Raw genomic sequence first — 14,914 nt, 5'->3', positions numbered from 1 at the left:
TTGACTATGAGGTGATGATATCACCTCTATTCAGGTGGCCAAATTCACTATGCCACTACAGTGCAACGTATCAAGAAGGAAGAAGAGGAGGCGTAATGCCTCCTTGATATTTGGGGATTCTGGATTTTCCAGATCGGGGGGCGGTGAAAATCGCGTTAAGCACCTCTCGCAATCTAGCCATAAGGGAGGGGCTTCATATGTATTCAAAGGGATTTATAGGTATTTAGATGTATTTATAGCTATTTATGGCTATTTATTTTTTATTTACCTTTATTTAAAAATAACCTTATAAATCAATAAGATACATAATTATCTGTTTATATTTTAATCAATTAAATCAAGTTTAATACCCTTAAATACCCTAAAAATAGCCTTAAATACCCCAATAATTAATTTTAAGGCTTTCCGTGTTCTCTCCTGCATTATGAAAATGCAAAATAAGGCACAAAACAAGCGCACAGACGCATTAAACACACACCACCTATACATCCCTATACCAAGCAATGAAAACAGCGTCAGAATGCGTCCTGTTGCGTTTTAGAGAATCAGGGAGTATTTAAATTGATTTGAAGTGTTGCAGGGATAATTCATCAATACCCGCCACTTCTTCACGACGTGCGGCGTATGCTTGCTTCTCTTTCCACTGGTTATAGAAGTATGCTGCCTTTTCCCGCTTTGCTTCGTGTTTAAGGCACTTTGCTTTGATATCGTCTGGCAAGCTGTCAAATGTGCCGTCTTCTCTAGCCTTCTTTATCATTCTGGTTAATGCTGCTTTTTGCTGGCGGCGTAGTTTGGCTAGTTCTGCGGCTTTTGCTTTCTTTTCTTTGTAGGCGGCTTTCTTTGCTGATATCGCCATACATCCCCCATCATTCAAACTGTCTTAGATGCTTAAAATACCAGGAGGATTATTTTTAGACAATAGGAGCCATAAAGCGCCGTGATGGGTACATCAACAAAAGCGCCGGAGGCGTATCATCATCTTTTCAGCGGTAGCGATCAGTAAGTCAGGTGTACATTATCGGATGCACGAGCCGGGGTAGAGCTGCACTCTTTCGCGATGCAGTTACGGTTTTATGAAGAGGTGGGGCTTTAAATCCACATATACACTTAAAAACACTCTTCCCATCATTCGCCTGTTTATCCCGCGCTGAGGTCGTCGCAAGCGCCGCCGTCGATGACATTACAATGCCTGGGTAGGCTTTTCCTTCACGTTTGACTATCGCGGTGTGAGGTGTGCAACTGCCGCCACGTTGGTTATACTGCCATCTTCCCGTGTAACTCAACGTAACAGCTACAAGGGCGGATCACAGTGGTAGAACTCCTAAGCAAATTAAATAGGTAACTATTTAACTTGCTGACAGAGAAGACTTTTTTAGTCTTCTCCACTTGGGGAGATTCTGGAGCGGGCGAAGGGAATCGAACCCTCGTATAGAGCTTGGGAAGCTCTCGTTCTACCATTGAACTACGCCCGCTTTGAGATGCGTAAGGCATTATAAACCTTACGCTCTTCTTAGCAAGTGCCTTGCTACTGACTGCTGATTAATTCACCATCAGCACTTTGGTTTGCTGCCCTGTGGCGGCAAGTAGCGCAAAGGATCAATCGCCGTAGCACGGTAACGAATCTGGAAATGTAACCGCACGGATTCAGCATCCGTACTGCCCATCGTCGCTATCTTTTGCCCAGCCTTAACATTTTGCCCATTGTTTACCAGCATCGTGTCGTTATGAGCGTAGGCAGTGATGTAATCTTCACTGTGTTTAATCATGATGAGATTACCGTAGCCACGTAATTGGTTACCGACATACACAACCTTGCCGGCGCCAGCTGCATATATTGGTGTCCCGCGCGCTGCAGCAATATCAATCCCTTTATTGCCGCCATCCGCCATTGAGTAAGGCATGATAACTTTTCCACTCGCTGGCCATATCCAGCAGCGTTGTCCGACGGGTGGCCATGAAGATTTCGGAACCACTGGCGGTGGAGTGACTGACGCTGTTTTCGTCGTTGATTTGGCTGTATTTTTTCTCGAGCTGCGGTTACTTTTTGCCCCACCAAGCTTCAACTTTTGACCAACTTCGATGGTATAGGGTGGAGAAATGCCGTTGAGTCGGGCAAGTTCTTTTACGCTTGTTCCCGTGGTGCGTGAAATACGATAAAGCGTATCCCCCCGTTTCACGGTGTAAACGGAGCCGGAATACGTTCCTGTGTCTGATGATTTGCTACCAGAACAGCCCGCCAGAAGCAGCCCTGCCGATAACAGCATCACGATACCCAGCGTTTTTTTATTCGGGCGTCCTGCGCTCAAAATCTTTCCTCGCTCAAAAAACAAGACGCTATATCATAGCAGCCACCTGTCAGATACCCAATCCATTGCTCGGAAAATGGATGTACAAATCAAGAATTGTGAATGAATCCATTAGGATAGCGATCCCCCATTTGCACATCGTCATAACGAAAAAGAGAGCCCCCTGAGAGTCGCCTAATATTCATTTATCACAATGATTTTTATCACACTCATATTGATACACTGCCCTCTCTTTCTTTGCTGATAAAAACGCATCATCCCTGGCGTTTTATTAACAACATCACACTTCCCTCCTCCCACCATGTTTATAGTCGTTTCTGGCGTAATTCTTGCCTGCAAAGACTAAATCATTGCCATAAGAACCAAATGTTCAAATCAAGGGGATTTCTATGGAAGCGCGGGAAGCAACCGCTACAGGTGAATCATGTATGCGCGTAGATGCCATTGCTAAGGTTACCGGGCGGGCACGATATACAGATGATTATGTTATGGCAGGCATGTGTTACGCAAAATATGTACGTAGCTCTATCGCACATGGTTATGCCGTAAATATTAACGATGAAAAAGCCAGAAGCCTGCCGGGCGTACTGGCGATTTTTACCTGGGAAGATGTACCGGATATCCCATTCGCGACGGCAGGACATGCATGGACGCTTGACGAAAATAAACGCGATACCGCCGATCGCGCACTGTTAACCCGCCATGTTCGTCATCATGGTGATGCTGTTGCCATCGTCGTAGCCCGCGATGAGCTCACGGCAGAAAAAGCGGCGCAACTAGTCAGCATCGAGTGGCAAGAATTACCCGTTATCACCACGCCAGAAGCGGCACTGGCAGAAGACGCAGCACCAATCCATAACGGCGGAAATTTACTTAAACAAAGCATGATGTCGACAGGCAATGTCCAGCAAACAATCGATGCGGCAGATTACCAGATCGAGGGGCATTATCAGACACCGGTCATTCAGCATTGCCATATGGAAAGTGTGACCTCTCTGGCATGGATGGAGGATGACTCGCGAATTACCATCGTCTCCAGTACGCAGATCCCGCACATTGTTCGCCGTGTTGTCGGTCAGGCGCTGGATATTCCCTGGTCATGTGTGCGAGTCATCAAACCGTTTGTCGGTGGCGGTTTTGGTAATAAACAGGATGTGCTGGAAGAGCCCATGGCGGCATTCCTGACCAGCAAGCTCGGTGGTATTCCGGTGAAAGTTTCCCTTAGCCGTGAAGAGTGTTTTCTCGCAACCCGAACCCGCCACGCCTTTACCATTGATGGGCAAATGGGCGTGAACCGTGATGGTACGTTGAAAGGTTATAGTCTGGATGTTCTGTCCAACACCGGCGCTTATGCCTCTCACGGTCACTCCATCGCTTCCGCAGGCGGTAATAAAGTCGCTTACCTTTATCCTCGTTGTGCTTACGCTTACAGTTCAAAGACCTGCTATACCAATCTGCCCTCGGCTGGCGCGATGCGCGGTTATGGTGCACCGCAAGTCGTTTTTGCTGTCGAATCAATGCTGGATGACGCCGCTACCGCGCTGGAACTAGACCCAGTAGAAATTCGTTTACGTAATGCCGCTTGTGAAGGCGATGCGAATCCACTCACGGGCAAGCGTATTTACAGCGCCGGATTACCAAAGTGTCTGGAAAAAGGACGAGAAATCTTTGAATGGGAAAAACGCCGTGCAGAGTGCCAGAACCAGCAAGGCAATTTACGGCGAGGCGTTGGCGTTGCCTGTTTTAGCTACACCTCTAACACCTGGCCTGTTGGTGTAGAAATCGCTGGCGCACGCCTGTTGATGAATCAGGATGGAACCATCAACGTACAAAGCGGTGCGACGGAAATCGGTCAGGGTGCCGACACCGTGTTCTCGCAAATGGTGGCGGAAACCGTGGGTATCCCAGTCAGCGATGTCCGCGTAATTTCGACACAAGACACCGACGTTACACCCTTCGACCCCGGTGCGTTTGCGTCACGGCAGAGCTATGTTGCCGCGCCAGCGTTGCGCAGTGCGGCGTTGCTGTTGAAAGAGAAAATCATCGCTCACGCCGCAGTCATGCTACATCAGTCAGCGATGAATCTAACCTTGATAAAAGGCCATATCGTGCTGGTTGAAAGACCGGAAGAGCCATTGTTGTCATTAAAAGATCTGGCAATGGATGCGTTTTATCATCCCGAGCGTGGCGGACAGCTTTCTGCAGAAAGCTCCATCAAAACCACCACGAACCCACCAGCGTTTGGCTGTACCTTTGTTGATCTGACGGTCGATATCGCGCTGTGCAAAGTCACTATCAACCGCATCCTCAATGTTCATGATTCAGGGCATATTCTTAATCCGCTGCTGGCAGAAGGCCAGGTACACGGCGGGATGGGAATGGGCATTGGCTGGGCGCTATTTGAAGAGATGATCATCGACGCGAAAAGCGGTGTGGTACGTAACCCAAATCTGCTGGATTACAAAATGCCGACCATGCCAGATCTGCCACAACTGGAAAGCGCATTCGTCGAAATCAATGAACCGCAATCCGCATACGGACATAAGTCACTGGGTGAGCCTCCGATCATTCCTGTTGCCGCAGCTATTCGTAACGCGGTGAAGATGGCTACCGGTGTTGCAATCAATACACTGCCGCTGACGCCAAAACGGTTATACGAAGAGTTCCATCTGGCAGGATTGATTTGAGGATAACATCATGTTTGATTTTGCTTCTTACCATCGCGCGACCACCATTGCCGATGCCATCAACCTGCTGGCCCACAATCCGCAGGCAAAATTGCTCGCCGGTGGCACTGACGTACTGATTCAGCTCCACCATCACAATGACCGTTATCGCCATATTGTTGATATCCACAATCTGGCGGAGCTTCGGGGGATTACGCTGGAGGAAAACGGCGCGCTGCGAATCGGCTCCGCGACGACATTTACTCAGCTCATTGAAGATCCGTTAACCCAGCGTCATCTTCCGGCGTTATGTGCTGCGGCTTCGTCAATTGCCGGGCCACAGATCCGTAATGTCGCTACCTACGGTGGAAATATTTGCAACGGTGCCACCAGCGCAGATTCCGCCACGCCAACGCTGATTTATGACGCGAAGCTGGAGATCCACTCACCGCGAGGAGTTCGTTTTGTCCCGATAAATGGCTTTCACACCGGGCCGGGCAAAGTATCTCTTGAGCATGACGAAATCCTTGTCGCTTTTCATTTTCCGCCGCAACCGAAAGAACATGCTGGTAGCGCGCATTTTAAATATGCCATGCGCGACGCGATGGATATTTCAACGATTGGCTGCGCCGCGCATTGTCGGCTGGATAATGGAAGTTTCAGTGAATTACGCCTGGCATTTGGTGTTGCCGCTCCAACGCCGATTCGCTGCCAACATGCTGAACAGGCTGCACAAAACGCGCCACTGAACCTGCAAACGCTGGAAGCCATCAGCGAGTCTGTCCTGCAAGACGTCGCCCCGCGTTCCTCATGGCGTGCGAGTAAAGAGTTTCGTCTGCATCTTATCCAGACGATGACCAAAAAAGTCATTAGCGAAGCCGTCGCTGCGGCAGGGGGAAAACTGCAATGAACCACAGCGAAACAATTACCATTGAATGCGTCATTAACGGAATGCCTTTTCAGCTCCGCGCCGCGCCGGGTATGCCGCTTTCAGAACTGCTGCGTGAGCAAGGATTACTTAGCGTCAAACAAGGATGCTGCGTTGGAGAATGCGGCGCGTGTACTGTGCTGGTTGATGGCACCGCGATAGATAGCTGCTTATACCTTGCCACCTGGGCTGAAGGAAAAGAGATCCGCACACTGGAAGGCGAAGCAAAAGGCGGCAAACTTTCTCATGTACAACAGGCTTATGCGAAATCAGGCGCGGTACAGTGTGGCTTTTGTACGCCCGGGTTGATTATGGCCACCACGGCAATGCTGGCAAAACCACGCGAGAAACCATTAACTATTACGGAAATTCGTCGCGGCCTGGCGGGAAATCTTTGTCGCTGCACCGGTTATCAGATGATTGTGAATACAGTGCTGGACTGCGAGGAAACGAAGTAAAACGAAATCCGGCCTGAATGCAGGCCGGATTTACGGCGGTTACGCGCTTAACAATTCATATTTTTTAATCTTACGATAGAGCGTAGCAATGCCGATGCCCAGTTCATCAGCGACTTGCTTCTTGCTGTTATGACGTGAAAGCGCCTCGCGGATCATCTGTTTTTCCATCTCCTCCAGCGCCGTACCACCAGCATCATCAAGTGCCAAATGTGCTTCGCTGGCTTCTGGGCTCTCACTTTGCTCTGTCACGCCGTTATTTACCAGATTGGGCGGCAAGAGTGTGCTGTCAATGACTTCACCTGAAGGAACAACGTTGACCAGATATTCCATCAAATTGCTTAGCTCTCGCAGGTTTCCAGGCCAATAATGCTTACGCAGCAACTCAACAACATCAGGAGCAATGCCAGGATAAACCGACCCCAGACGACGGGTATGCAGATGTAAAAAGTAATGCACCAGCAGTTCAATATCTTCCTGACGTTCACGCAAAGGCGGCAACGTTATCGGAATAACATTCAGGCGATAGAAGAGATCCTCACGAAACTTACCTTCAGCAATAAACTGAGCCAAATTCTGGTTAGTTGCAGAAATGATGCGAATGTCGACCTGTATTGGGCTGCTGGCACCAATCGGCAGAATTTCACGCGCCTCAATAGCTCGTAACAATTTTGCCTGCAACATTAATGGCATATCGCCAATTTCATCGAGAAACAGCGTGCCCGTATTCGCCGCCTGAATCAGCCCTGTTTTTCCGTTGGCAGAAGCCCCCGTAAAAGCGCCTTTGACATAACCGAACAGCTCACTTTCCAGAAGCTGCTCCGGGATCGCGGCACAGTTGATAGCAATAAAGGGTTTATTCCGTCTTCCACTCAACTTATGGATTGCACGAGCGACAACTTCTTTACCGGTGCCACTTTCCCCGACCACCATTACGCTGGATGGGCTGGGCGCGATACGGCTAATGAGCCGTTTTAATTGCCGCATAACCCGGCATTCACCCACTAATTGTTCTATATGCGGTTCATCAGAAACGTTCGCCACAGAAAAACTGGTATGTGACTGGTGAAACGCCATCAAAAATAACTGTCGCCCCTGGATGTTATGCAACTGACCAATGATTAATTCACTTTTATCATCCCACGAAACGATATGTTGCATATGTCCATGAGTAAAATTACTCTCAAATGTTAATGGTCTGAAACGAATAGGTTTCCCAACCATATTATTTTGAGCAACACCAAGAGTTTTTAATGCAGTCTGGTTAACAAACTGAATACGATTGTCTTCATCAATAACTAACACTCCCTGATCCATATTATCGATCATGGTAGCGAATATTTTACTTATATTATCTCCTGGCCCCTGATCTTCCAGAAGTTTCGAGACAAAAATAGTAGATATATGGCGAACGTAATCTGAAAATTCGCGTAAATTATCACTGATATGTTCTTGTTGCTCATGAGTAACAGCAATCAAACTTATCACTCCGACACAACGATCCTGCAGAATAACGGGCGTGCCCAGGAATGCCTTTTCACGACAATTTTCTTTACTGTCACAACCTTCACAAAGGGGATCGAAGCGAGACTGTGTCACAACCTTTTCGGTTTTGGTTTCCAGGACATAGCGGAGCAAGCGTGAATTACCACTTAGCTGGCGACCAAGAAATTTCCCATATGCGCCAGTTCCAGCGACGCGACACAAGTTTTCATCAACGATCTCAACCTCAAGCTGCAAAACGCTGGCTAGCATTCTGGCAAAACGCTGAATTGTTGGTTGAATTTGCATCAATACTGACTGCGTAGTAACAAGCTCCATAGCTTTACCTTCCAGAATCACTTAAAAGTCGATCATTGAAGACGTTGATGGTTCACAGGTCATGACGATATTAACTCAGACAAATATAGCTTTGCTAAAAACATAGGATTTTTATCACTTTCTAATGAAATTATGGAAGTGATATCACATTTCTATATCAATATGAGAATTACAGGACTGCATTTATCAAACTGACGACAATTCTCCTCTCCCTTATATCTTATTTATGATACTTAGCAGCAAATAAATAACGGCAGAAAAAAAGCCAATCGTTTCCGTATATTTTTATGCTCTATAGTGCAATGTTAATTTGTGATCAGCCCCACATATTATCCGTCAAATTACTCTTTCGCAGCCGCGTGGATAATTCTGGCACACTTATTGTTAGTCCCAGGTATAGCTGTGAAAACACCAATCACTTTGGCAAGTCACAGTGAAATAAACCACTTTGCCTGTCATTCCACTATCGGGACTTTATGATGAAAACTGTTAATGAGCTGATTAAGGATATCAATTCGCTGACCTCTCACCTTCACGAGAAAGATTTTTTGTTAACGTGGGAACAGACGCCAGATGAACTGAAACAAGTACTGGACGTTGCCGCAGCGTTAAAAGCACTGCGTGCTGAAAACATCTCGACCAAAGTCTTTAATAGTGGATTAGGTATTTCCGTATTCCGCGACAACTCTACTCGTACCCGCTTCTCTTATGCTTCCGCGCTTAACCTGCTCGGTCTGGCACAGCAAGACCTTGATGAAGGTAAATCACAAATAGCTCACGGCGAAACCGTTCGCGAAACCGCTAATATGATCTCTTTCTGCGCCGACGCTATCGGTATTCGTGACGATATGTATCTGGGTGCAGGTAACGCCTATATGCGTGAAGTTGGCGCTGCACTTGATGACGGTTACAAACAGGGCGTGCTGCCGCAGCGTCCGGCTTTAGTGAACCTGCAATGCGATATCGACCACCCAACGCAGTCGATGGCTGACCTGGCATGGTTGCGTGAACACTTTGGTTCGCTGGAAAACCTGAAAGGTAAAAAAATCGCCATGACCTGGGCCTATTCACCAAGCTATGGCAAACCGCTCTCTGTACCGCAAGGCATCATCGGTCTGATGACCCGCTTCGGTATGGATGTCACCCTGGCTCATCCGGAAGGTTACGACCTGATCCCGGATGTCGTTGAAGTGGCGAAAAACAATGCTAAAGCATCCGGCGGCAGCTTCCGTCAGGTCACCAGCATGGAAGAAGCGTTTAAAGATGCAGACATCGTTTATCCGAAGTCATGGGCACCTTATAAAGTGATGGAAGAGCGTACTGAACTGCTGCGCGCTAACGATCACGAAGGCCTTAAAGCTCTGGAAAAACAGTGCCTGGCGCAGAACGCGCAACACAAAGACTGGCATTGTACTGAAGAGATGATGGAGCTGACCCGTGATGGCGAAGCCCTGTATATGCACTGCCTGCCGGCCGATATCAGCGGCGTATCCTGTAAAGAAGGTGAAGTCACTGAAGGTGTATTCGAAAAATACCGTATCGCGACCTACAAAGAAGCCAGCTGGAAGCCTTATATCATCGCCGCGATGATCCTGTCCCGTAAATACGCCAAACCGGGTGCACTGCTCGAACAACTGCTGAAAGAAGCGCAAGAACGCGTGAAATAACCCCTCGGGCCGATCGACAGATCGGCTCTCTATTTACAGAGGCCAAAAGGATAGGATATGTCCGTTTTCTCATTGAAGATTGATATCGCCGATAACAAATTTTTCAACGGCGAAACATCACCGCTCTTTTCGCAAAGCCAGGCAAAACTGGCGCGCCAGTTCCATCAGAAGATTGCTGGCTATCGCCCAACACCGCTTTGTGCTCTGGACGATCTCGCAAACCTTTTTGGTGTGAAGAAAATTCTCGTTAAGGACGAATCAAAACGATTCGGTCTGAACGCCTTCAAGATGCTCGGCGGTGCGTATGCCATCGCTCAGTTACTGTGCGAAAAATATCATCTTGATATCGAAACGCTGTCATTTGAACACCTGAAAAATGCTATCGGCGAAAAAATGACCTTTGCGACCACCACCGACGGCAACCACGGTCGCGGTGTCGCATGGGCAGCGCAGCAACTCGGGCAGAATGCGGTGATTTACATGCCGAAAGGCTCCGCTCAGGAACGCGTTGACGCCATTCTGAACCTCGGTGCCGAGTGCATCGTCACAGACATGAACTATGACGACACCGTTCGCCTGACCATGCAACACGCACAGCAGCACGGCTGGGAGGTAGTGCAGGATACCGCCTGGGAAGGCTACACCAAAATCCCAACCTGGATCATGCAGGGCTATGCCACGCTGGCAGATGAAGCCGTCGAGCAAATGCGTGAAATGGGCGTAACCCCAACGCACGTTCTGCTGCAAGCCGGCGTCGGCGCGATGGCTGGTGGTGTGTTGGGTTATCTGGTCGATGTCTACAGCCCGCAAAATCTGCACAGCATTATTGTTGAACCGGACAAAGCTGACTGTATTTATCGCTCTGGCGTCAAAGGCGACATCGTCAACGTTGGTGGCGATATGGCGACGATCATGGCGGGCCTGGCCTGCGGCGAACCTAACCCGCTGGGCTGGGAAATCCTACGTAACTGCGCCACTCAATTCATCTCCTGCCAGGACAGCGTTGCCGCATTAGGTATGCGCGTGCTGGGTAATCCGTATGGCAACGATCCTCGCATCATCTCCGGTGAATCTGGCGCTGTCGGTTTGGGCGTTCTCGCGGCGGTTCATTATCACCCGCAACGACAAAGCCTGATGGAAAAACTGGCGCTGAACAAAGATGCCGTGGTGCTGGTTATCAGCACTGAAGGCGACACCGACGTGAAGCACTACCGCGAAGTTGTCTGGGAAGGCAAACACTCTGTAGCACCTTAATCACACTATTGGAACAGCTCCCCGCAAAACGGGGAGTAAAAAACTGGAGAAAAATAATGGCTAAGAATATTCCATTCAAACTGATTCTTGAAAAAGCAAAGGATTACCAGGCAGACATGACTCGCTTCCTGCGCGACATGGTTGCGATTCCCAGTGAAAGCTGTGACGAAAAACGCGTAGTGCATCGTATTAAAGAAGAGATGGAAAAAGTTGGTTTCGATAAAGTTGAAATCGACCCAATGGGCAACGTTCTCGGTTATATCGGCCGCGGCCCGCGTCTGGTTGCGATGGATGCTCACATCGACACCGTCGGCATTGGCAACATCAAAAACTGGGAATTCGACCCGTACGAAGGTATGGAAACTGATGAGCTGATCGGTGGTCGCGGTACTTCCGACCAGGAAGGCGGCATGGCGTCTATGGTATATGCCGGTAAAATCATAAAAGACCTCGGTCTGGAAGATGAATATACCCTGCTGGTTACCGGTACGGTGCAGGAAGAAGACTGCGACGGTCTGTGCTGGCAGTACATTATTGAACAATCTGGCATTCGCCCGGAATTTGTGGTCAGTACTGAACCGACTGATTGCCAGGTATACCGTGGTCAGCGCGGTCGTATGGAAATTCGTATTGATGTTCAGGGCGTTAGCTGTCACGGTTCTGCGCCAGAACGCGGTGATAACGCCATTTTCAAAATGGGACCGATTCTTGGCGAATTACAAGAACTGTCCCAACGTCTGGGTTATGACGAATTCCTCGGCAAAGGTACGCTGACCGTTTCTGAAATTTTCTTTACCTCCCCAAGCCGTTGCGCTGTAGCAGACAGCTGCGCAGTTTCTATTGACCGTCGTCTGACCTGGGGTGAAACCTGGGAAGGCGCGCTGGACGAAATCCGCGCCCTGCCAGCAGTTCAAAAAGCGAATGCTGTCGTTTCTATGTACAACTATGACCGTCCGTCCTGGACTGGCCTGGTCTACCCAACCGAATGCTACTTCCCGACCTGGAAAGTGGAAGAAGATCACTTCACTGTTAAAGCCCTGGTGAATGCCTACGAAGGTCTGTTTGGCAAAGCGCCGGTCGTTGATAAGTGGACCTTCTCAACTAACGGCGTATCCATCATGGGTCGTCACGGCATTCCGGTGATCGGCTTTGGCCCAGGTAAAGAACCTGAAGCGCACGCGCCAAACGAAAAAACCTGGAAATCACACCTGGTGACCTGTGCCGCTATGTACGCTGCAATCCCGTTAAGCTGGCTGGCAACCGAATAATTATTCTTAACTTATTCCCCTCCGGTTCGCCGGAGGGTTTTTGGAGTTTGCTATGCGCGTATTGATCAAAAACGGCACTGTCGTGAACGCAGATGGACAAGCAAAGCAGGATTTGTTGATTGAAAGCGGGATTGTTCGCCAGTTGGGCACCAATATTTCGCCGCAGCTCCCTTATGAAGAAATTGATGCCACTGGCTGTTACGTTTTCCCTGGCGGCGTGGACGTCCATACGCATTTTAATATTGATGTCGGCATTGCGCGCAGTTGTGATGATTTTTTTACCGGTACTCGCGCAGCCGCGTGTGGCGGTACAACAACCATTATTGACCATATGGGATTTGGCCCAAATGGCTGCCGGTTACGCCATCAACTGGAAGTTTATCGTGGTTATGCCGCCCATAAGGCGGTCATCGACTACAGCTTTCACGGTGTGATCCAGCACATTAATCACGCCATCCTCGACGAAATCCCGATGATGGTCGAGGAAGGGCTGAGCAGTTTTAAACTCTATTTAACCTATCAATATAAACTCAACGATGATGAAGTGTTGCAAGCATTACGCCGCTTGCATGAGTCTGGCGCCCTGACCACTGTGCACCCGGAAAATGACGCAGCTATCGCCAGCAAGCGGGCGGAGTTTATTGCCGCCGGGTTAACCGCGCCACGCTATCACGCCTTGAGTCGACCTCTGGAATGCGAAGCTGAAGCTATCGCCCGCATGATTAATCTGGCGCAACTTGCCGGCAACGCCCCACTCTATATCGTCCATCTGTCTAACGGCTTAGGTCTGGATTACCTGCGCCTTGCCCGCGCGAATCACCAGCCTGTCTGGGTTGAAACTTGTCCGCAATATCTTCTGCTGGACGAACGCAGTTACGATACAGAAGACGGAATGAAATTTATCCTTAGCCCACCGCTGCGCAATGTTCGCGAGCAGGACAAACTGTGGTGTGGCATCAGCGATGGTGCGATTGACGTGGTGGCGACCGATCATTGCACCTTCTCGATGGCTCAACGCCAGCAAATTTCTAAAGGCGATTTCAGTCGCTGCCCAAATGGCTTGCCCGGTGTGGAAAACCGCATGCAGTTACTATTTTCCAGTGGCGTAATGACCGGACGTATAACACCGGAACGTTTTGTTGAGTTAACCAGCGCGATGCCCGCCAGGCTGTTTGGCCTGTGGCCACAAAAAGGATTGTTAGCGTCCGGTTCCGATGGCGACGTGGTGATTATCGACCCACGTCAGAGCCAACAAATTCAACATCGCCATCTCCACGACAACGCCGACTATTCGCCCTGGGAGGGCATTACCTGTCAGGGCGCAATTGTCAGAACGCTATCCCGTGGTGAAACGATTTTCTGCGACGGAGCCTTCACAGGCAAAGCCGGACGCGGTCGTTTCCTGCGACGCAAACCGTTTGTCCCTCCCGTGCTCTAACCACTACCAGGGATCTATACACAATTAAGAATGATGAGTGAGGAAAAATGAGTAAGAAAATTGTTCTCGCCCTCGGCGGGAATGCGCTGGGCGACGATCTGGCCGGACAAATGAAAGCGGTAAAAATTACGTCTCAGGCAATTGTTGATTTAATTGCCCAAGGACATGAAGTTATCGTCACTCATGGTAATGGGCCGCAGGTAGGCATGATTAACTAGGCATTCGAAGCTGCCGCAAAAACGGAAGCACACTCGCCAATGCTGCCAATGTCTGTCTGTGTCGCCTTAAGCCAGGGATACATTGGATACGATTTACAAAACGCCTTAAGGGAAGAGCTGCTTTCTCGTGGTATTAATAAACCTGTAGCAACGCTGGTTACTCAGGTCGAAGTCGACGCTAACGATCCGGCATTCCTCAATCCGACCAAACCGATCGGGTCGTTCTTTACCGAGCAGGAAGCCGAGCAACTGACAAAACAGGGCTACACCCTGAAAGAAGACGCGGGGCGTGGCTATCGTCGTGTAGTAGCCTCACCGAAGCCTGTTGATATTATTGAAAAAGAAACGGTTAAAGCTCTGGTAGATGCAGGTCAGGTTGTGATCACCGTTGGCGGTGGCGGTATCCCTGTGATTCGTGAGGGTAACCATCTGCGCGGTGCCAGCGCGGTTATCGATAAAGACTGGGCCAGCGCCCGTCTGGCAGAAATGATCGATGCCGATATGCTGATCATTCTGACTGCGGTAGAAAAAGTGGCCATTAACTTCGGTAAAGAGAATGAGCAGTGGCTCGACCGCCTGTCATTGGCCGATGCAGAACGCTTTATCGAAGAAGGTCATTTTGCGAAAGGTTCTATGCTGCCGAAAGTAGAAGCTGCCGCCTCGTTTGCTCGCTCTCGCGCTGGTCGTGAAGCACTGATTACCGTATTGAGCAAAGCGAAAGAAGGGATTGAAGGCAAAACCGGAACGGTAATTCGTCAGTAATTTAAAGGTCGGATGGCGACGCCATCCGACCAGATATTGCTGACAAACTGGCTCAATCGCCAATGTTGGCACGGTTTTCCCCCTCTCTCCGAAGGGGCGAGGGGACTGTCCGAACTCTTTTTGGACTTTGT

At 49.3% G+C, this 14,914-nt stretch carries 10 protein-coding genes, 1 tRNA gene and 1 pseudogene; 8 read left to right on the top strand and 4 right to left on the bottom strand.

All coding sequences use genetic code 11. The features are described 5' to 3' along the window. Positions 1-556: 556 nt before the first annotated feature. From A7098_RS02115 to actS, 3 genes are all read right to left on the bottom strand, one after another. Positions 557-856, bottom strand: coding sequence for a hypothetical protein (locus tag A7098_RS02115; protein ID WP_001007918.1), 300 nt, complete (start codon positions 854-856; stop codon positions 557-559). Positions 857-1,398: 542 nt separating this feature from the next. Next, positions 1,399-1,472: transfer RNA gene (locus tag A7098_RS02110), tRNA-Gly, on the bottom strand. 78 nt (positions 1,473-1,550) lie between these two features. Further along, positions 1,551-2,306 (bottom strand): amidase activator ActS, encoded by a 756-nt coding sequence (gene actS / locus A7098_RS02105; protein WP_010347985.1) that lies wholly within the window; start codon positions 2,304-2,306, stop codon positions 1,551-1,553. A 389-nt stretch (positions 2,307-2,695) separates the two neighbouring features. On the opposite strand from actS, the gene xdhA reads away from it, so the two are divergent. From xdhA to xdhC, 3 genes are read left to right on the top strand one after another with little or no spacing between them, the layout of a single operon-like run. Further along, positions 2,696-4,993, top strand: coding sequence for a xanthine dehydrogenase molybdenum-binding subunit XdhA (xdhA, locus tag A7098_RS02100; protein WP_105280260.1), 2,298 nt, complete (start codon positions 2,696-2,698; stop codon positions 4,991-4,993). 10 nt (positions 4,994-5,003) lie between these two features. Continuing rightward, positions 5,004-5,882, top strand: a complete 879-nt coding sequence (gene xdhB / locus A7098_RS02095; RefSeq protein ID WP_105280259.1) for a xanthine dehydrogenase FAD-binding subunit XdhB — start codon at positions 5,004-5,006, stop codon at positions 5,880-5,882. Beyond that, positions 5,879-6,358 (top strand): xanthine dehydrogenase iron sulfur-binding subunit XdhC, encoded by a 480-nt coding sequence (gene xdhC / locus A7098_RS02090; RefSeq protein WP_001016617.1) that lies wholly within the window; start codon positions 5,879-5,881, stop codon positions 6,356-6,358. Before xdhB ends, xdhC begins: the two co-directional genes overlap by 4 nt. 39 nt (positions 6,359-6,397) lie before the next feature. Here the strand turns inward: xdhC and A7098_RS02085 are convergent, their stop codons facing one another. Then, a complete protein-coding gene (locus A7098_RS02085) occupies positions 6,398-8,176 on the bottom strand; it encodes a sigma-54-dependent Fis family transcriptional regulator (RefSeq protein WP_032226135.1) in 1,779 nt (592 codons plus the stop codon). Between the two features lie 479 nt (positions 8,177-8,655). On the opposite strand from A7098_RS02085, the gene ygeW reads away from it, so the two are divergent. From ygeW to arcC, 5 genes and pseudogenes are all read left to right on the top strand, one after another. Continuing rightward, on the top strand, positions 8,656-9,843 hold the full coding sequence (gene ygeW / locus A7098_RS02080; RefSeq protein WP_000859787.1) for a knotted carbamoyltransferase YgeW: 1,188 nt from the start codon (positions 8,656-8,658) through the stop codon (positions 9,841-9,843). Positions 9,844-9,900: 57 nt separating this feature from the next. After that, positions 9,901-11,097 (top strand): diaminopropionate ammonia-lyase, encoded by a 1,197-nt coding sequence (gene dpaL / locus A7098_RS02075; protein WP_000110494.1) that lies wholly within the window; start codon positions 9,901-9,903, stop codon positions 11,095-11,097. Between the two features lie 56 nt (positions 11,098-11,153). Continuing rightward, positions 11,154-12,365, top strand: coding sequence for a YgeY family selenium metabolism-linked hydrolase (locus A7098_RS02070; protein WP_105280258.1), 1,212 nt, complete (start codon positions 11,154-11,156; stop codon positions 12,363-12,365). 52 nt (positions 12,366-12,417) lie between these two features. Then, entirely contained in the window at positions 12,418-13,803 is a 1,386-nt protein-coding gene (hyuA, locus tag A7098_RS02065) for a D-phenylhydantoinase (protein WP_105280257.1), read from the top strand. A 47-nt stretch (positions 13,804-13,850) separates the two neighbouring features. Further along, positions 13,851-14,783 (top strand): annotated as a pseudogene (arcC, locus tag A7098_RS02060) (carbamate kinase). Positions 14,784-14,914: the final 131 nt, after the last annotated feature.

Source organism: Escherichia sp. MOD1-EC7011, from assembly GCF_002965005.1.
GTDB lineage: Bacteria > Pseudomonadota > Gammaproteobacteria > Enterobacterales > Enterobacteriaceae > Escherichia > Escherichia ruysiae.
This window is presented reverse-complemented; position numbering and strand designations above follow the sequence as displayed.

What these genes read in the sequence shown, in the direction of transcription:
- A7098_RS02115 (WP_001007918.1), bottom strand. Translation starts at nt 856, where the DNA reads ATGGCGATATCAGCAAAGAAAGCCGCCTACAAAGAAAAGAAAGCAAAA.
- xdhC (WP_001016617.1), top strand. Translation starts at nt 5,879, where the DNA reads ATGAACCACAGCGAAACAATTACCATTGAATGCGTCATTAACGGAATG.
- ygeW (WP_000859787.1), top strand. Translation starts at nt 8,656, where the DNA reads ATGAAAACTGTTAATGAGCTGATTAAGGATATCAATTCGCTGACCTCT.
- hyuA (WP_105280257.1), top strand. Translation starts at nt 12,418, where the DNA reads ATGCGCGTATTGATCAAAAACGGCACTGTCGTGAACGCAGATGGACAA.
- xdhB (WP_105280259.1), top strand. Translation starts at nt 5,004, where the DNA reads ATGTTTGATTTTGCTTCTTACCATCGCGCGACCACCATTGCCGATGCC.
- dpaL (WP_000110494.1), top strand. Translation starts at nt 9,901, where the DNA reads ATGTCCGTTTTCTCATTGAAGATTGATATCGCCGATAACAAATTTTTC.
- A7098_RS02070 (WP_105280258.1), top strand. Translation starts at nt 11,154, where the DNA reads ATGGCTAAGAATATTCCATTCAAACTGATTCTTGAAAAAGCAAAGGAT.
- xdhA (WP_105280260.1), top strand. Translation starts at nt 2,696, where the DNA reads ATGGAAGCGCGGGAAGCAACCGCTACAGGTGAATCATGTATGCGCGTA.
- A7098_RS02085 (WP_032226135.1), bottom strand. Translation starts at nt 8,176, where the DNA reads ATGGAGCTTGTTACTACGCAGTCAGTATTGATGCAAATTCAACCAACA.